The following is an 18,562-nucleotide window of genomic DNA, read 5'->3' as shown; positions in this document are numbered from 1 at the left end:
CGGACGGTCACTCGGAGAACACCCATGTCTGCAGTACGCCCCATCATCACCCGCCCGTCGCAGCACCCGACCCTGCGCATCACCGAGGAAACCGAACGGGATGTCTACTGGATCCACATGCATGCCAACCTGGTCAACCAGCCGGGCCGCCCGTGCTTTGCCTCACGCCTGGTAGACGACATCGTCGACTATCAGCGTGAACTGGGAGACCGTCTCAGTGCTGCCCACGTTCTCTCGCCTCACGTGGTCCTGGCCTCCGATAGTGACGTATTCAACCTGGGCGGCGACCTGGAACTGTTCTGCCGGCTGATCCGCGAGGGCGACCGTGCCCGCCTGCTCGACTATGCGCAGCGCTGCGTGCGCGGCGTGCATGCGTTCCACGCCGGGCTGGGCGCACGCGCCCACAGCATCGCGCTGGTCCAGGGCAATGCACTGGGCGGCGGCTTCGAGGCCGCGCTTAGCTGCCATACCATTGTCGCCGAAGAAGGCGTGCTGATGGGACTGCCGGAGGTGCTGTTCGACCTGTTCCCGGGCATGGGCGCCTACTCCTTCCTGTGCCAGCGGGTCAGCCCGCGGCTGGCCGAGAAGATCATGCTGGAGGGCAACCTCTTCACCGCCCGGCAGTTGAAGGACATGGGCCTGGTGGATGTCGTCGTGCCGGTGGGCGAAGGCGTTGCGGCGGTCGAACAGGTGATCCGGGACAGCCGGCGCATTCCGCACGCCTGGGCGGCGATGCGCGAAGTGAACGAGATCGCCACCATGGTGCCGCTGCACGAAATGATGCGCATCACCGAGATCTGGGTCGACACCGCCATGCAGCTGGGCGAGAAGTCGCTGCGGACCATGGACCGGCTGGTCCGCGCCCAGGCCCGCCGCAATGGCGAGGCGGGCTGACAGACCTCGCGGTCAGGAGGGCGTGCGTTCCCCGTCGTCGCGTTGCTGGATGCCTGCGACGCGGGACGCCAGCGCTTTCCTGCCGATGCGCAGTGCACCTACCAGGCTGGACAGGCGCATTGTCCACTCGGCCTTCAATTGCCAGTCGGCCATGCGCATCATCTCGCCACTGGCGGCAGCAACCTGGACCAGGCCCAGGTTGCTCGCCACGCCACGCAGGGCGTGGGCGTGTTCGCGGAAGTCCTCCCAGTCCAGCCGCTCGCCACAGGCCTGCATCTGCGCCATGCTCGCGTCCACATCCACCAGGCACTGGTCGATGAACTTGCGTTCGAAGCCATCGCCCATGCCCAGTGACGCCAGCTCGTCCAGCACGGCGGTGTCGAGTACGCCGTCACCGACCTCCATGGCCGGTACCGACTGGATGCCCGGCTCGGTACGCGTATTGGCGGCCACATCGGCCAACACCTCCAGCAGACGCGTCGCGACGACCGGCTTGGCCAGGAATGCACGTGCACCTGCCTGCTCACAGCGCAGGATGGATTCCGGGGTGACATCGGCGCTGAGCACCATCACCGGCACATACGGCAGGCCACTGGCCTGCATCACCCGCAGCTGCTTGAGCAGGTCCAGGCCGCTCATGCCGGGCATGTGCAGATCAACGATGGCTGCGTCGTAATTGGCCTGCTCGAGAGCGTCGAGCACCTCGACCCCACCATTGACGCATGTGACCTTGTGGCCGGCCTTCTCGAGCAACCGCTGCAGCACCATGCGGTTGGCGGCATGGTCATCGGCAACCAGCACCCGCAGACTGCGTACACGGGCCCGATGGCGCAGGAATGGATTGGAGAACGCAATGACGTTGCCGCCCTCCGGCAGCTCGCCCTGCACGTCCGGCGTCGGCGCCACGTCCAGCGCGATTTCCACCCAGAACACGCTGCCGCGCGGCGTGTTCGGCAGGTAACCGACCTGCCCGCCCATCGATTCGACCAGCCCCTTGGCGATCGCCGTACCCAGTCCGGTGCCTTCATGGCGGCGGGCCAGGCCGACGTCGGCCTGCTCGAAGGCGTTGAACAGGCGGCTGCGCAGGGCCACGGGTACGCCGATGCCGCTGTCGAGGATCTCGAAACGCAGCCGGGCACGCTCGCTGCCACGCTCGTCATGGCTGCTGACACGCAGATGGACGAAGCCACTGTCGGTGAACTTCACCGCGTTGCCCATCAGATTCAGCAGAATCTGCTGCAGATGGCCGGCGTCGCCGAACAACCGCGGCGGAACGTTGTCGTCCACGTCGACGCGATACTCCAATGACTTGGAACGCGTCTGCGGGGTGAGGATCAGGTTGATCGCCTGCAGCACGTCGGCCAGCGCGAACTCATGCCATTCCACCCGGACCTTGCCGGCCTCGATCGCCGAGATGTCCAGCACCTCCTCCACCAGCGCCAGCAGGCTGCGGGTGGACGCCTGGATGGTGCTGAGGCACTCGCGCTGCTCCTCATCCAGCCGCGTGGTGGCCAGCACTTCGGTCATGCCGGCCAGGCCGTTGAGCGGCGTACGGAATTCGTGGCTCATGTTCGCCAGGAAACGGCTCTTGGCTTCGTTGGCCTGGCGCGCTTCGGCCACCGCACGGGTCAAGGCATGCAGCAGCGAATCGAAGTACAGCGGAATCGCGCCCAGGCCCAGCAGCAGGCCCCAGCCGAGGTAGTCGTGGCTGCGCCAGTAGGGCGACAGCATCACGGTACACAGGAAAGCCAGGCACCCCATTGCGGTTGCCACCCGCAGGTAGGTGCTGCCGTAGCGCATGCCGTTGCCGATCGTGACCCACAGCATCACCGCGTACAGCGGAGCTGCCGGCTCACCCTGGATGGTCATGATCCAGGCCATGCACGTGTAGTCGGTCAGCATGCCGATCACGCGGCGGACGTGTGACACCCCGGGATCGACCAGGATCGCCACCAGCAGGCCCGCCGAGATGGCCAGCTCGAAGGCGAGGATCAGCCACGTCGTGGTCAGCGTCTCGCCACCCGCGCTCAGGTAGCGCCAGCCGAGATAGCTGATGAACAGCGCGGTGATCACGATGCGGATCAGGTTCTGCGCGTGCTCGCTGTCCTCGCGTCCGGACAGCCGTTGCTTCACCCGGGCCAGCAGCGACCGGGCCGGGGAGGATTCAACGGCAGGAGTGTCCATGGGGGGATGTCGCATCCGTCGTCGCAACAGGGAGGAGCAGCACAGCGGAACCGCCACCAGGCCCAGCCACAGGGGCACGGCCAGGCTGGGGTTGTCACGCCAATACGGTGTCAACAGCACGGTGGTACCGAAGCTGACCAGGGCCATGGCGATCGCCACGCCCAGGTAGCGGTTGCCGAAGCGCAGGCCATTGCCCACCGTGACCCACATCACCACCGCATAGACCCAGGCCAGAGGCTCGCCCATCTGCACCATGCCGACCGTCATCAACCCATAGTCGGCGACCATGCCGACCACCCTGCGCGCATCGGAGCGCCCCGGCTTCCACAGCAACCAGGCGAACAGCAGCAGGGATATCGACAGCCCGGTCAGCACGGTCACGAGCACGCCCTGGTACTGCTCCAGGCGATGCATCCGGGCCCCGGACAGCAGTACGTAAACCAGGATCAGCGAGATCAGCGCGATCCGCACTATCACCTGCCCGTGCTCGGAGTCGGGCCGCTGCGACAGCCGGCGCTTCAGCCGTGCGAACAGGTCCTGCATCTCATCCACCCGGTCGCGTGGAGGCCGTCGAGTGCTGCGCGCAGATGTCCAGCAGTTGCTGGCGGCCCCGCAGCAGCGCATCCACGCAGCGGGGGTCGAACAGGCGGCCACGCTGGGCATACAGATAGGCCAGCGTTGCTTCCATCGTCCAGGCTTCCTTGTATGGACGCGGGGAAATCAGGGCGTCGAAGACATCGGCGACGGCAACGATGCGCGCTTCCAGTGGAATCGCTTCGCCTACCAGCCCATCGGGGTAACCGCTGCCGTCGTAGCGTTCATGGTGACGCAGCGCGATCAGCGCACCGACCTGGATGAAGCGGTTCTGGCTGCCGCTGAGCAGTTCATGGCCGATGCGCGGGTGACGGCGCATGATCGCCAGCTCCTCTTCATTGAGCTTGCCCTGCTTGAGCAGCACCGCATCCGGTATGGCGATCTTGCCCATGTCGTGCAGGGGCGCCGCCATCTCGATCAGCCGTACCTCGTCTTCCGGCAGGCCCAGCTGCTCGGCGATAAGCCCGGCCACGCGGGCCATCCGCTCCAGGTAGGCACTGGTGCCGGCGTCACGAAACTCGATCGCACGAGCCAATCGCGACAAGGTCTCGCGCTCCCGCTCCTCGACCTCGTGCATGCTGGCGAGCAGGCGCTGTTCCAGTGACAGCGCGCGCTGTTTCACGTTCTCGGTCTGCTGGCGCAGCTGCAGCAGGTTGTAGCAGCGCGCCCGCAGTTCGCGCGGGCGGATCGGCTTGACCAGGAAGTCGATCACGCCTGCCTCCAGCGCGGCCTGCCGGATCGGCTCGTCGCCCACCACGGTGATCAGGATCACGGGGATGTCGCGATGTTTGGGCAGGCGCCGGAAGCGGCGGGCGAATTCCAGCCCGTCCATTTCCGGCATGCGGTAGTCGAGCAGCAGCAGGTCGACCGGGTGCGATTCGCACCAGGCCAGCGCGGTCAGGGGATCGCCGAAGTCATGCACGCTCAGTTCCGGCGCGATGTCCTCGATGACGTGCCGCAGCATCGTCCGCGCGGAGGTCTGGTCATCGACGATGACGATGTTCAACGTGTACTCCGCCTGGTTTCTCGACCACGCTTGGTCATCAGCAGGCGTGGAAACGCTGCCGCTGCGCACGCTGGCACCCTGCATCGGACTGACTCCCGTGTCATGCGTCCCGGTTCATGATCGTGGTCACATTGTGAAGCGGGCTCTCCACATTGCGCTCTTCCCCGTCACCGATCAAGCCATAGCCGGCGTCAAGGTAGTGCAATTACGATACGCCGAGTGCCAGAGACGTCAATTGCGCCGTCCCGTTTCGGGACGGCGCGCACAAACGGGAGTCACAAAACCCCGGCTCAGTGCTCCGGACGCATGTACGGGAACAGCAGCACGTCGCGGATGGAGCTGCTGCCGGTCAGCAGCATCACCAGGCGGTCGACGCCGATGCCGAGGCCGCCGGTCGGCGCCATGCCGTACTCCAGCGCGCGGATGTAGTCGGCGTCGTAGTGCATGGCCTCGTCATCGCCCCCCTCCTTGGCGGCCACCTGGGCCTGGAAGCGCTGGGCCTGATCCTCCGGATCGTTCAGCTCGGAGAAGCCGTTGGCCAGCTCCTTGCCGTTCACGAACAGCTCGAAGCGATCGGTGTAGCCGGGGTCGTTGTCGTTGGCACGCGCCAGCGGCGAGACCTCCACCGGATGATCGGTGATGAAGGTGGGCTGGATCAGGGTGTGCTCGACGGTGGCTTCGAAGATCTCCAGCAGCAGCTTGCCCCAGCCGTAGGACGGCTTGACCTTGATCTTCAGGCGCTCGCAGTGCCGCAGCAGCGCTTCGCGGTCGGTGCAGTCGGCAGCGGAGATCTCCGGATTGTGGTGCCGCACGGCCTCGTCCATCCGCCAGCGGCGGAACGCCGGGCCGAGATCGATCTTCGCGCCGTCCCACTCCACTTCGGTAGTGCCGTTCACCGTCCTGGCCACGTCCCGGATCACGCCTTCGGTCAGGTCCATGATCTCGTTGTACGTGGCGTAGGCCTCGTACAGCTCCATCATGGTGAACTCCGGGTTGTGCCGGGTGCTGACGCCTTCATTGCGGAAATTGCGGTTGATTTCGTACACCCGCTCCAGGCCACCGACGGTCAGGCGCTTCAGGTACAACTCCGGCGCCACGCGCAGGTACAGGTCCAGGTCCAGCGCGTTGTGATGGGTGGTGAACGGCTTGGCCGCCGCACCGCCGGGGATGTAATGCATCATCGGCGTCTCGACTTCGAGGAAGTCGCGGTTGTCCAGCCACGCGCGCATGGCACGGATGATCTTCGAGCGCTTGATGAACACCGCGCGCGACTCCGGGGTCACGATCAGATCGACGTAACGCTGGCGGTAGCGCTGCTCGACGTCGGCCAGGCCATGCCACTTGTCCGGAAGCGGACGCAGCGACTTGGTCAGCAGTCGGATCGTTGCGGCCTTGACCGACAGTTCACCGGTGCGGGTACGGGTCAGGCCGCCCTCGACGGCGATGATGTCACCCACGTCCCAGCCCTTGAAGGCAGCGTAGTCATCGCCCAGGGCCGCGCCCTGCAGGAACAGCTGGATGCGGCCGGACTCGTCCTGGATCTGGGCGAAGCTGGCCTTGCCCATGATGCGCTTGGCCATCAGGCGTCCGGCCATGCGCACCTGGCGGCCATTGGCTTCCAGGGCCTCGGCGGTCCAGGTTTCGGCGTCGCTGTACTCGTCCTGCAGCTGGCCGGCGAAGTCCTCGCGACGGAAGTCGTTCGGGTACGCGATCCCCTGCCCGCGCAGCGCTTTGAGTTTCTCGCGGCGCTCGGCGATCAACTTGTTTTCGTCGACGGAAGGGGTTTCGGTAGCTTCGCTCATGGATCTGCGGGAATCGTGTAGTTGGGGGAGTCTTGCGCCCGGCACGGCCGGCTGCACAGCATAGCAAAACCACCCTGCCCCGGCCCTGGCCGGCGCCCACGGCCCGGTAGCGCCGGGCCATGCCCGGCGGTCAGTCGGCAGGAATCCCCGGGCGTGGCCCGGCGCTACCTCAGGCATTCCCGGGGAACGCCTGCCGCAATTCATCCACCAGCACCCGCTCGTTCTCCGAATAGTCGATCGGCACCGACACCAGGTGCACCCCGCCTTCGTTGAACGCCGCCTCCAGCGTCGGGATGAACTGCTCGATGGCCGTCACTTCGTGGCCCTTGCAACCATAGGCCTCAGCGTACCTGACGAAGTCAGGATTGCCGAAGGTCATCCCATAGTCGGTGAAGCCATCCACCGCCTGCTTCCAGCGGATCATGCCGTAGGCACCATCGTTGAGGATCAGCACCACCAGGTTCAGCCCCAGCCGCCGCGCGGTTTCCAGCTCCTGGCTGTTCATCATGAAGCCGCCGTCGCCACACACCGCCAGCACCCGGCGCTGCGGGTACAGGATCGAGGCCATGATCGCCGAAGGCAGGCCCGCACCCATCGTGGCAAGCGCATTGTCCAGCAGCAGCGTATTGGCTACCTGGGTGCGGTAATTGCGCGCGAACCATATCTTGTACATGCCATTGTCCAGCGCCACGATGCCGTCGGGCGGCATCACCCGGCGCACGTCGTGGACCAGCCGCTGCGGGGTGAACCCGGCCTCTTCGGCACGGTCGGCGAGATGGTCGAGGATGGTGGCCCGCAGCGGCAGCAGTGCATCGGCATGGGCCACCTGGCCTTCAATGCGGTCGGCCAGCTGGGTCAGCGAGCGGCCGATATCGCCGATCACCTCCACCTGCGGGAAGTAGACCTGCTCGACCGCCGCCTGCGAATAGCCGATGTGGATGACGGTCGGTCCGCCGGGTCGCATCACGAAAGGCGGCTTCTCGGTCACTTCATGGCCGATGGTGACGATCACGTCGGCTTGGTCGATGGCCATGTGCACATAGTCGCGCTCGGTCAGCGCGGCGGTCCCCATGTACAGGCCCGATCCGCCCGCTACCGCACCCTTGCCCATCTGCGTGGTGAAGAAGGGAATGCCGGCACGCAGTACGAAGGCTGACAGCGCCTCGCTGGACTGCGGCCGTGACGCCGCGGACGCGATCATCAGCAGCGGACGCTTCGCATTGCGGATGATCTGCGCGGCGCGATCGAGCGCCTCGGGACTGGCGATCGGTCGATCCACCGCATGCGTCGGGATCAATGCCACATCCTCGACTTCAGTGGCCGCGATGTCCTCCGGCAGTTCCAGCAGGACCGGGCCCGGACGTTCTTCCTGCGCGACACGGAATGCCTCGCGGACGATGGTCGGGATGGTGCGCGCCGATACGATCTGCCGCGCCTGCTTGGTCAGCGGCTTCATCGTGCTGACGATGTCGACGATCTGGAAGCGCGCCTGCTTGCTGGCGACGATGCCCTTCTGCCCGGTGATCATGATCACCGGCCATGCGCCCAGCAGCGCGTAGGCCGCACCGGTGGTGAAGTTGAGGGCACCCGGGCCGAGCGTGGCCAGGCACACGCCCGGCTTGCCGGTCAGGCGTCCGTAGGTGGCCGCCATGAACACCGCCGCCTGCTCATGGCGGGTGATGACCAGCTCGATGCTGGAATGGCGCAGCGACTCGACGACATCGAGGTTCTCTTCGCCGGGAATACCGAAAATACGTTCGACGCCCTCGTTCTCGAGCGCCGCGACAAGCAGATCTGAACCCTTGGACATGGGAATGCCGTCCCTCTTCACTGGACTGGTGGTGGATCGTTACAGGAAGGATGCAAGCCGTGCGTCAACGACGGTCGAACCACACGGTCTGCGCGTTCACGAACTCGCGGATGCCGAAATGCGACAGCTCGCGGCCGAAGCCACTCTTCTTCACGCCACCGATCGGCACGCGCGGGTCGGACGCGGAGAAGCCGTTGACGAACACGCCCCCGGTCTGCAGCCTGCGTGCCAGCCGCATCGCGCGCTCGCGATCGCCGCTCCACAGGTTGCCGCTGAGGCCGAATTCGCTCTGGTTGGCCAGCTCCACCGCATGATCGGCATCGCGTGCGCGGCTGATCGAAGCCACCGGGCCGAAGGTCTCGGTATCGAACGCCTGCATGCCCGGCTCGACACCGGCCAACACCGTGGGGGCATAGAAGCTGCCCGGACGATCCAGCTGATGACCGCCGACCAGCAGCTGCGCGCCGGCCTCTACCGATGCACGCACCTGCGCATCGAGCTGCTCGAGCAGGTCCTGCCGGGCCATGGGACCGATGCGGTTGCCGGGTTCACGGCCATCACCGACGGTCAGCGCCTGCACCTTCGCGCAGAACTGCGCCACGAAACGGTCGTACACGCCGTCCTCGACGATGATGCGCTTGCCGGCGATGCAGACCTGTCCGGTGTTCTGGAAGCGCGAGGCGAGTGCTGCATCCACCGCCGCGTCGAGGTCGGCATCGTCCAGCACGATGAAGGGGTCCGAGCCCCCCAGTTCCAGCACGACCTTCTTCAATGCCTGCCCGGCCTGCGCGGCAATGCTGCGGCCTGCGCCGACGCTGCCGGTCAGGGTGACAGCTGCGATGCGGTCATCGGCGATGGCACGACTGGTGCCCTCACGGCTGATGTTGGCGGCGATGAAGGTGCCTTCCGGCAGGCCCGCGTCGCGCCAGGCGGCATCGAGCAGATGGGCCGTACCGACGATGTTCTCGGCCGGCTTGAGCAGGAAACCATTGCCACCCATCAGGATCGGCACCGCTGCGCGCATCACCTGCCAGTACGGGAAATTCCACGGCATGATGCCCAGCACCACGCCCAGTGGCAGGTAGGACACGTAGGCCTTGTCATCGGGAACCAGCGTCGGCTCGTCGCGCAGGTACTGTGCGCCGTTATCCGCATACCACTCGCAGAGCACCGCGCACTTCTCGATTTCGGCCAACGATTCGGCATGGACCTTGCCCATTTCAGCGGTGGCCAGCGCCGCAAGCGATTCGCGGTCGCGGCGCAGGACCGCGGCCATCGCACGCAGGGCATCGGCGCGCTGCTCCAGCGACTGCGCACTCCAGGCGGCAAAGCCGGCCTGGCCTCGATCGAGAATCACCTCCAGCTCGGCGTCGGTAACGAAGGGATGGCGGGCGATTTCCTGGCCGGTGGCCGGATCGAGGGAAATCGCAATGGCGGGGGCAGCGGACATGCAGGGCTCCTGTTGTCTCGGCAACGGGCCGATTGCCCGTCTCCTGTCAGGAATGTGGACCCGAAGCTGCCGCGCAACAAGGCGTCTGCTTATCCTGTGACCTGCACTTACCTGCCTGAATGGGGTTGCTGGCAGGGCTGCGCCCTGCCCCCTACGCCACAGCCCAGCAACAGCAGAAGCTGGATTCCTGCGGGATGGCGGGGTGGGGCCGATGGCGGAAGACGTCGTGAACCCCTCCATGGGGGCTGGGCGGCGGCATCCATGCCGCGGACACAGTTTCCCGCGATCTGTTGGAAGTACTCTCGGGGTCAGATCCGTTTTCCGCAGGAGAACGGATCTGACCCCGGAATTTCATTCGATATCTGAAAGATGTGTCGACCAAGGTCGACACCCACCCACAGCCGCGGGGAATTGTCAGAGGCGGGGCGGCGTCGGAGTGCGGGGTGTCAGCCGCATGGATACGGCTGCCAAGCCCCCATGGACGGGTTCACGGCGTCCCCGCACTTCGACGCCGCCCCGCCATCCCACGGAATGCACGCCGTTGCCGTTGCCGTGGCTTGAAGCCTCTGCGGGTGCAGGGCGCAGCCCTGCCGACCCACCTACTTTCGCGGCAGGTAGGTGACCAACGACAGGTCGTGCCGGCTCTCCGGCACCAGCGCCACGTACTGCAGGTCCAGCAACCCGCGCGTGGGGTGGTTCAGCTTCTTCGCCCCCTCGTCGAAGCGGCGCACATCATGCTCCGGCCACCACTGCCGGAACGTATCGCTGTGGGCAGCGATGTCCTCGGCCAGCGCCAGGAAAGGCGCCTTGTCCTGCGCCTGCGCCATCGCCGCGCGGAAGCCGGCCAGCAGGCCCCGGGCCATCTCCTCCCAGTTGAGGATCAACGTGCGATAAGGCGGATACAGGAACATCAGCCGCAGCGTGTTGCGCTCATGCGGCGCCAGCTGGCTGTAGTCGACGAACAGTTCGGCAATGGCCGGATTCCAGGCCAGGATGTCGAAACGGGTGTTGCGTACGTAGGCCGGGATCGGCTGCATCGCGTCCACCAGCTGGCGCAGGCCATCAGTCACGCTTTCATCTGGCGACTCCAGCGGAACGCCATAGCCGGACAGCGCGAACGCATATGCGCGCTCGTCATCGCTCATCCGCAATACCCGGGCCAGGCGCTCGAGCACTTCCGGCGACGCACGCACTTCACGTCCCTGCTCGATCCAGGTGTACCAGCTGACACTGACCCCCACCGCCAGCGCCACTTCCTCGCGCTTCAGGCCGGGGGTACGCCTGCGCCCGGCCGGCAGGCCCAGCGTGGCCGGGTCGACACGGGCGCGGCAGGCCTTGAGGAAACCGCCGAGCTCCCTGCGTTCACTCTCGCTGCGCATCATCGCCCTCCGTTGCGGAAGGCGATGATATCGGCGCAGGCGTGCGCATCAGGCATCGACGCGCTTGGACCCCACCGCCAGGCCGGCCTTCAGGCTGGCCTCGACGAACTCATCGAGGTCACCATCGAGCACCTTCTGCGTATCGGAACGCTCGATGCCCGTGCGCAGGTCCTTGATGCGGCTCTGATCGAGCACGTAATTGCGGATCTGGCTGCCCCAGCCGATGTCGGACTTGGTCGCTTCCACGGCATCCTTCTCCGCGTTGCGCTTCTGGATCTCGAGCTCGTAGAGCTTTGCGGCCAGCATCTTCATCGCGTTGTCGCGGTTCTGGTGCTGGCTGCGGCCGGTCTGGCACGCCACCACGATGTTGGTCGGAATGTGGGTGATACGCACCGCCGACTCGGTCTTGTTGACGTGCTGACCACCGGCGCCGGACGAACGGTAGACGTCGGTGCGCAGATCGGCCGGGTTGATGGTGATGTCGATGTTGTCGTCGATCTCCGGCGAAACGAACACCGAGGTGAAGCTGGTGTGGCGACGGTTGTCCGAGTCGAACGGCGACTTGCGCACCAGGCGGTGCACGCCGGTCTCGGTCTTCAGCCAGCCATAGGCATAGTCACCTTCCACGCGCAGGGTGGCCGACTTGATGCCCGCCACATCACCGCCGGAAACTTCCATCAGCTCGGTCTTCCAGCCACGCGATTCGCACCAGCGCAGGTACATGCGCAGCAGGATCTCGGCCCAGTCCTGGGCTTCGGTACCACCGGCACCGGCCTGGATGTCGACGAACGCAGCGGCATTGTCCATCTCGCCGGAGAACATGCGCTGGAACTCCAGCTTCTCGACGTGCGACTGGTGCTTGTCCAGATCGGCAACCACGGCCAGCGCGGTGTCCTCGTCCTGCTCGGACTCGGCCAGCTCCAGCAGCTCGGTCGCATCCTTCAGGCCATCGAGCACCGAGGCGATGCCGCCCACGGTCTTTTCCAGGCTGGATCGCTCGCGCCCCAGGTTCTGGGCGTACTCGGCGTTGTTCCAGACGTCGGGGTTTTCAAGCTCCCGCGTTACTTCTTCAAGACGCTCTTTCTTGGCGTCGTAGTCAAAGATACCCCCGAAGCGACAGCACGCGATCGGTCAGATCGGTGATGCGCTGGCGGACAGGATTCAGTTCGATCATGTCGGCGGTCGTGCGTTCAAAAAATGACTGCCAATGATAACGCAGGCGCCCGGCAGGCGGCGAGGCACCCCCAGCGGCCCGGCCGGCGGCTGGACACGGGGCGGGCTGAAGCCGGTAGACTTCCCGGCCGCCGCGGCAACAGGGGGACGCGCGGCCCATCCCAATCCAAGGAGCACCATTTCAATGAAGATCATGCGTTCCACCCTGTGCCTGGCCGCCTGCCTGCTGGCCGCCAATGCCTCGGCCATCGACCTGAAGGGCCTGACCAGCACCGGCCTGAAGGCCGGCAAGGCGCTGACCCTGTCCGACGCAGAGGTCTCGGCGGCCGCCGACCAGGCCTGCGCCTACATGGACAAGGAGAACCAGCTGGCACCCGCCAACGATCCCTATGCCCAGCGCCTGGCCAAGATCACCCAGGGGCTCGCCAACGAGGACGGCCTGAACCTGAACTTCAAGGTCTACCGGACCGCCGATGTCAACGCCTGGGCGATGGCCAACGGCTGCGTCCGCGTCTACACCGGCCTGATGGACATGGCCAGCGATGACGAGGTGCGTGGCGTGATCGGCCACGAAATCGGCCACGTGAAGCTGGGCCACAGCAAGACCAAGATGCGCACCGCGCTGCTCGCATCGGCCGGCCGCGAAGGCCTGGCAGCGTCGGGCAACGGCAACCTGACCCAGCTCAGCCAGGGCCAGCTCGGCGACCTCGCCGAGGGTTTCGTCAACGCCCAGTTCTCGCAGAAGGAAGAGAGCGCGGCGGACGAGTACGGCTACCAGTTCATGAAGCGCCACAACTATGATCCGGCAGCCCTGGCCAGCATGTTCCGCAAGCTGTCCAGCGAAGGCGGCCTGATGTCGTCGCACCCCGGCTCGGAAGCCCGCGCCGCGCGCATCGACGCGATGATCAAGAAGGACAGGAAGTAAGCACGAAGGGGGCGGGCGCTCCGCAGGTCCGCCCGCCCCTATCCTCCCGCCAGCGCCTGCCGCAGCAGCGGCAGCTGGCGCCTGCTGCAGGGAATCTTGGCCCCATCGGCCATGTGCAGCAGGGCCTCGCCGCCATCCAGCGGCTCGATGGAGCGCAGCTGCCCGCGGTTGATCAGCCAGCTGCGATGCGGCCGCAGGAACACCAGCGGATCCAGCCGCAGCTCCAGCACCGCCATGGTGATCCGCAGCGGATAGTCATGGCCGCGGACCCTCAGATTCACGTAGTTGCCAGCGGCCTGGGCGTACTCGACGTCCTCGGTGGCGACCAGGAATTCCTTGCCCAGCTTGCGCACCAGGAAGTGCTGCGGGCGCTCGACCGGCTCGACCGGCGGACCGACATCCGGCGCGGCCAGCAGGGATGCCTCACCCTGGCGGCGGCGGCCGAACCAGCCGGCAAGGTGCTCCAGCGCCACGAACAACGCGAACGTGCGGACATCCTTCAGGTACTCGTAGGCAAAGCGCTGCAACCAGCCGTCATCGTCCTGGTAGTGATGGCCCAGTGCGGCGTACGCGAGGTGGCGGATCACCATCATCCCCACCACGTGCAGCAGCGACCACCCCACGCTGGCCAGCAGGTACAGCGGCAGCAGGCGCTTCCAGGTGTCGGCATGCAACGGCCAGCGCTCGCACCCCCACCACAGCAGCGGCAGGGTCAGCAGCACCGCTCCGGCACTGCTGAACTCCCAGACCAGGGGCTCCCACAGGGCCAGGGCGGTGCCGTGGCGCCCGGAATCCATCACTTCCACCAGCGCGTTCGTCACTGCGGTCGCCGACAGGATCGCGGCCCACACCAGCAGACGACTTGACGTTCGCCAGCGCGGCAGTCTGCCCTGAGCCATTGCTGCATCCATCTCGTCGCGGTCCCTCAGCGTGCATCAAGGGAGCGAGCGTAGCCTCCCCGTTGATCCCGGCACGCCCGCCATTGGTCACTACCGCGGCACCGGTGGCCCCCTGCCGCTTACGCCTCCACCTTTGCGGACGCAGTCTGGCGTCACCTTCCTGCCGGTTGCGGCCATGACCCGACGCCATGACATCGACACGCTCCGCGTGCTCGCCTTCGCCCTGCTCATCCTTTACCACGCGGCCATGGCCTATGTGGATGGCTGGGGCTTCCATCTCAAGAGCGCCTACACCGCCGAGTGGCTGCAGTGGCCGATGATCGCTCTGAACCGCTGGCGCATGCCACTGCTGTTCGTGATCTCGGGTATCGCTCTGGGCCTCTCGCTGCCGCGGCACGGGCGGCACCGGTTCGCACTGAAACGCAGCGGACGCCTGCTGCTGCCGCTGTTGTTCGGCATCGTCGCTGTCGTCTCGCTGCAGGCTTACTGCGAAGCGGTGGACAAGGGCGATGTGACGCCAGGACTCGGCGCCTTCCTGTGGCGTTACTGGCAGTTCCGGCCGTGGCCGGGCGCGCATTTCGACGGCGCAGCCTACGGGTTCACCTGGAATCACTTGTGGTATCTGGCGTACCTGGTGCCCTACACCCTGCTGGCCATCGCGCTGGCCGGTCCGATGCAGGCCCTGTGGGCGCGGCTGCCGTCATGGCGGCCCGATGACCGCCTGATCGCGATCATCGGCCTGCTGCTGCCGGTGCTCTGGCTGGCCTGGGCCCTGCTGGTGGTGATGCCTGCGTGGCCGCCCACCCATGCGCTGCTGAACGACCTCTACGTGCATGCCGAATCCCTGCCCCTGTTCCTGGCCGGTTTCTGGGCCGCACGCTGGCAACGCGGCTGGGACCTGCTCGTGCGCGGCAGGCGCCTGACGTTGGCGCTGGCCGTGATCGGGCTGCTGGTCGAACTCGGCATCCGCGCCCTGGGCCGGATGCCCGACCTTGACCAGCTCGATCCATGGGTGCTGTCGCTGCCATGGGCGCAGACCGAGCGCGTCGGCCGGGCCCTGTACACCTGGTGCGCACTGCTGGCGATGTTCGGCTGGGCCCGCGTGCTGCTCGACCAGCCGTGGCGTGGCCTCGACTACTGCCGAGAGGCGGTCTTCAGCTGGTACATCCTGCACCAGACCGTGCTGATCGTCCTGCTCTACTGGCTGCGGCCCCTTCAGCTCGGCCCCTGGCTGGAACCGGCTCTGCTGGTTGCCGGCACCGTCGCCGGCTGCCTGCTGATCCACGAGCTGCTGATCCGTCGTGTCCGCTGGCTGCGCCCCCTGTTCGGCCTGCGCGTCCATCCGCCATCGCCTTCGGTGGCAGGCGCAACGACGGCACCGTGACACCATCGCGTGGAGCCGGGTCATGCCCGGCTCCGACTCAAGCCTGCCCGAACTGAGCTCGGCGCTATCTGACCTCGAACTCGCCCACCAGCACCGTTTCGGCACGATCCTTCAATCGCATCGTCACCCGCTGGTCCTTCTGCTTCGGCGTGCCCCAATGGGTGGTCAGGCGCAGCATCAGGGTCGTGGCACCGGTCACCAGCTGCTGGCGACTGCCGAAATAATTGGCCTCCACCTTGTACCTGCCCGGCTTGGCATCACGCAGTGAGAACTGCTCGGGTCCATAGCCCCCGGTGAAGTCCTGTGACATCTGTCCTCCCTGGTAGGTCAGACGATTGCCGTAGTACGCGCGCTCGCCGTTCGGGTCCGTCACCCACAGGTCCATGTCGCTGTTGTCCGCATCCCACGACAGCACTACCCGCAGGTCCAGCGGCATCGGCTGCAGCAGGCGCGGGTCGATGGCCGAGGTATCAAGCCCTGGCGTGCTGCGTGCAACCAGTTGGGTCAGCTCGTCCAGCGCGATCAGTGCAATGCCGTTGAACCGGCTGTCCCAGGGCCGCGTCACCACCTGGTACAGCGGCGCCAGCGCCTGCTGTGGCCGGCCCGCCGCCGCCAGGGCCAGGCCGAGATCACGGAAGCTCTGCGGCTCCTCCTCGCCCATCGCCAACACCTGCTCGAACACCGGCACCGCCAGCATCGGTTCGTCGGCCTGCATCAGGCGGTAGCCGAGCACGCGCAGCAGATGGCGGTTGTCCAGGTCCATCTCGGCCAGGTTGGACAGCACGCGCAGGGCCAGATCCCGCTGCCCCTGCTCCAGCAACAGATCGGCCACGTCGAGAAAGAACGCACTGCTGTCGGCATGCGCGGCGCGCTCGGCCAGGTAGCGGTCGTACAGCTGCGAGGACGGCCCCTGGCGCAGGCGCCGGGCAATGGCCGAATCTGGCTGCCATGCGGCCAGTTGGATGCCGAGCGCACCGCTGTTCGCTGCGGCCTCTGGCGCGGCGGCAGCGCCGCTCCCCGTGCTCGCATCGCGTGCGGCTTCCTGTGCAGGTGCCGAGCGACGGGCGCGTGCACGCGACACCTGGACGTCGCGTTCCGCGGCCGCAAGCATCGGTGCGGGCGCGGGAGGTGCGGCCGCCAGCATCGCTACCGGCGCAGCGGCCGAAGCAGAGACGGCAACCCTGTCCAACGCCTTTCCCTGCAACTGCGGCGGCGTGTCTTTCGGCCAGCTGCGGCGCCACCACTCCCGGCGCTCCTGCCACTGTGCGGCGATGTCGTCCAGGCGACGGCGCTCGGCGGCGCTGCGGTCAGCGACCACGCGTGCAAAGCGGGCGTCGTACTCGGTCCGCAGCGCGCCGGCAGGCCGGATCGCGTAGCGCAGGTAATCGTCCAGCGTCTCCAGCACGATCAACGAGGTATCCGGACCGACCAGGCCGAACTGCTGCGACAGGCGCTGCATCGCCTCACGGTTGCCGCGACGGTCGGCGGCCAGCTGCTGCAGGCGCGCCTGCGCCCACAGGCCGGCCAGCAGTTCTCCATTGCCGCTCGTCTGTGTCGCGGGCAGCGCCAGCCATTGGCCGCCGACGCGGACCCGCATCGGCACGCCGTCCGCCGCCAGCCGCGAGTGCAGCCACAGCCAGCCCTGGGCTTCACTGCGACGATCGATCACCACGTCCTGTACACCGCGGCCCGCATCGACCTGCACGTCCAGCGGCGAAGACAGCAGTTCGCGTGCAGCGGCATCGACATCCGTCCCCAGGGCGATGAAGCGACCGCCATGTGATTCGCTCCAACCGCGCAGCCGAACGACATCGGTATGTGCGCCCGCACTGCTGACCGCGAACAGGCGCTGGTCGGCGGCGAGCGTCGGCAACACCTGCGGGCCGTAGGTCAACAGACCGTCGCTGACCAGCAGGTACTCCTTCACGGCTGCCTGCGGCTGCCACTGCGCCAGCGCGCTGGCGCCATCCGGGCGGACGGCCTGCAACGCCTGCCGCAATGCCGACCAGTCACCGCCGCGGATACGGAAGCGACGCACCGGCTCGGCCCGGTCACGCAGGACCGTCAACGCGACCGTGCCGTTTCCCAGCACAGCAAAGTAACGGTCCAGCAGTGCAAACTCCCGCGAACGGTCACGCCTGCCTGATGAGCCGGAGCCATCCCACAGCAGGCCGATATCGGTCGGCAGCGTACGCGGCGCGTTATCGACCGGCACCGGCAGCTGTGCCAGCAGATAGTGACCGTCCTGCCACGGTGCGACCTGTACCCGTGCCTGACGTGATGCCGGGAGCGTCCACTGCAGCTGCGCCGGCAACAGGGCGCCTCGGCCCTGCCAATGCAGTTGCCCCTCAGTGAAGCGGAACGGCCCTGCGCTCGTGGTCGCCGCATCCGGCGCCTGCAAGGTCAGCTCGACCGAGGCCGCGCTGGCTGCGAACTGCAACGGCAAAGTCCATTGCCAGCCGTGGGCGGCAAACGCCAGCGGTTCGCGCAGCACCAGCTGCACACGGCGGCTGCCGCCGGCGGGCAACGGGTAGACACGCAGGCGGAACTGATTGCCGGCGGTCTGCTCCAGCAGGCCCGGATCGACGCCGCGACGCGCGATGTCCTCGAACACCTGACGCCCCCGGTCCTTCGGCACGGGCACCGCCTCGCGCAACTGGCCATCGATATCCAGGGCGAAGCCGGTGATCTGCTGGCCGTCAGCCAGCGGGAACTGCAGCTCGCCCTCCATGACCCGGCGGTTGGGGTTATGGAACTCCAACGTGACGCGGGTCTGGGCGATACCCGCCTGGACCTCCCCTTCGATGGAGGCCCGACGCAGCACGATGGGCTGCTCGGCGCCCGCGACCTGCAGCAACGGGACCGCACGAACCGGGCGGACGGCCGGACGGCCGTGGGTCTGGGCGGCCGTGGTGAAGGCACAGAGCAGCAGCGCCAGCAGGCACAGCACACGACGAAGGACGGGCGACATGGTACGTCTCCAGAGCGAGGACGAACTGTTCAACGCATGGCAGGCCGGATCGGGGTTGATCGGGTGATCGTCCGCGATGGCTCTGGAAGAT

The 18,562-nt window shown here is 66.8% G+C and carries 12 protein-coding genes; 3 read left to right on the top strand and 9 right to left on the bottom strand.

The window, feature by feature from the left end:
• The first annotated feature begins 24 nt into the window (after positions 1 to 24).
• Complete coding sequence (gene rpfF / locus ACVOJ1_RS16780; RefSeq protein ID WP_053520223.1) at positions 25 to 894, top strand: diffusible signal factor synthase RpfF; 870 nt, start codon at positions 25 to 27, stop codon at positions 892 to 894.
• 12 nt (positions 895 to 906) lie between these two features.
• On the opposite strand, the gene ACVOJ1_RS16775 is transcribed toward rpfF, so the two are convergent.
• The 7 genes from ACVOJ1_RS16775 to prfB all read right to left on the bottom strand — a co-directional run bounded on the left by ACVOJ1_RS16775 (position 907) and on the right by prfB (position 12,293).
• Positions 907 to 3,621 (bottom strand): response regulator, encoded by a 2,715-nt coding sequence (locus ACVOJ1_RS16775; RefSeq protein ID WP_080375356.1) that lies wholly within the window; start codon positions 3,619 to 3,621, stop codon positions 907 to 909.
• A gap of 1 nt (position 3,622) precedes the next feature.
• Positions 3,623 to 4,762, bottom strand: coding sequence for a cyclic di-GMP phosphodiesterase response regulator RpfG (gene rpfG / locus ACVOJ1_RS16770; RefSeq protein ID WP_053520222.1), 1,140 nt, complete (start codon positions 4,760 to 4,762; stop codon positions 3,623 to 3,625).
• Positions 4,763 to 4,968: 206 nt separating this feature from the next.
• The gene (gene lysS, locus ACVOJ1_RS16765) at positions 4,969 to 6,480 is read right to left on the bottom strand and encodes a lysine--tRNA ligase (protein ID WP_053520221.1); all 1,512 of its coding nucleotides are present in this window, start codon (positions 6,478 to 6,480) and stop codon (positions 4,969 to 4,971) included.
• Between the two features lie 169 nt (positions 6,481 to 6,649).
• Positions 6,650 to 8,290, bottom strand: coding sequence for an acetolactate synthase large subunit (locus tag ACVOJ1_RS16760; protein ID WP_312552708.1), 1,641 nt, complete (start codon positions 8,288 to 8,290; stop codon positions 6,650 to 6,652).
• Positions 8,291 to 8,354: 64 nt separating this feature from the next.
• The gene (locus tag ACVOJ1_RS16755; protein ID WP_053520219.1) at positions 8,355 to 9,740 is read right to left on the bottom strand and encodes an NAD-dependent succinate-semialdehyde dehydrogenase; all 1,386 of its coding nucleotides are present in this window, start codon (positions 9,738 to 9,740) and stop codon (positions 8,355 to 8,357) included.
• Between the two features lie 599 nt (positions 9,741 to 10,339).
• A complete protein-coding gene (locus ACVOJ1_RS16750) occupies positions 10,340 to 11,122 on the bottom strand; it encodes a helix-turn-helix transcriptional regulator (protein ID WP_053519318.1) in 783 nt (260 codons plus the stop codon).
• A 45-nt stretch (positions 11,123 to 11,167) separates the two neighbouring features.
• Positions 11,168 to 12,293 (bottom strand): peptide chain release factor 2 gene (gene prfB / locus ACVOJ1_RS16745; RefSeq protein WP_111186457.1). Its coding sequence is split into 2 segments (ribosomal slippage): positions 11,168 to 12,217 and positions 12,219 to 12,293, totalling 1,125 coding nucleotides; the frame shifts between segments, so codons are not numbered across the junction.
• Positions 12,294 to 12,476: 183 nt separating this feature from the next.
• Here prfB and ACVOJ1_RS16740 point away from each other — a divergent pair.
• On the top strand, positions 12,477 to 13,217 hold the full coding sequence (locus tag ACVOJ1_RS16740) for a M48 family metallopeptidase (RefSeq protein ID WP_053519322.1): 741 nt from the start codon (positions 12,477 to 12,479) through the stop codon (positions 13,215 to 13,217).
• A 38-nt stretch (positions 13,218 to 13,255) separates the two neighbouring features.
• Here the strand turns inward: ACVOJ1_RS16740 and ACVOJ1_RS16735 are convergent, their stop codons facing one another.
• A complete protein-coding gene (locus tag ACVOJ1_RS16735) occupies positions 13,256 to 14,116 on the bottom strand; it encodes a LytTR family DNA-binding domain-containing protein (RefSeq protein WP_065175614.1) in 861 nt (286 codons plus the stop codon).
• Positions 14,117 to 14,291: 175 nt separating this feature from the next.
• On the opposite strand from ACVOJ1_RS16735, the gene ACVOJ1_RS16730 reads away from it, so the two are divergent.
• Positions 14,292 to 15,500 carry an acyltransferase family protein gene (locus tag ACVOJ1_RS16730; protein WP_346480676.1) on the top strand — a complete coding sequence of 403 codons (1,209 nt, stop codon included), beginning with the start codon at positions 14,292 to 14,294 and terminating at the stop codon, positions 15,498 to 15,500.
• 64 nt (positions 15,501 to 15,564) lie between these two features.
• Here ACVOJ1_RS16730 and ACVOJ1_RS16725 read toward each other — a convergent pair whose 3' ends face one another.
• Positions 15,565 to 18,471, bottom strand: a complete 2,907-nt coding sequence (locus ACVOJ1_RS16725) for a VIT domain-containing protein (RefSeq protein WP_346480675.1) — start codon at positions 18,469 to 18,471, stop codon at positions 15,565 to 15,567.
• Positions 18,472 to 18,562 lie beyond the last annotated feature (91 nt).

This window comes from Stenotrophomonas sp. STEN225 (assembly GCF_056756445.1).
This window is presented reverse-complemented; position numbering and strand designations above follow the sequence as displayed.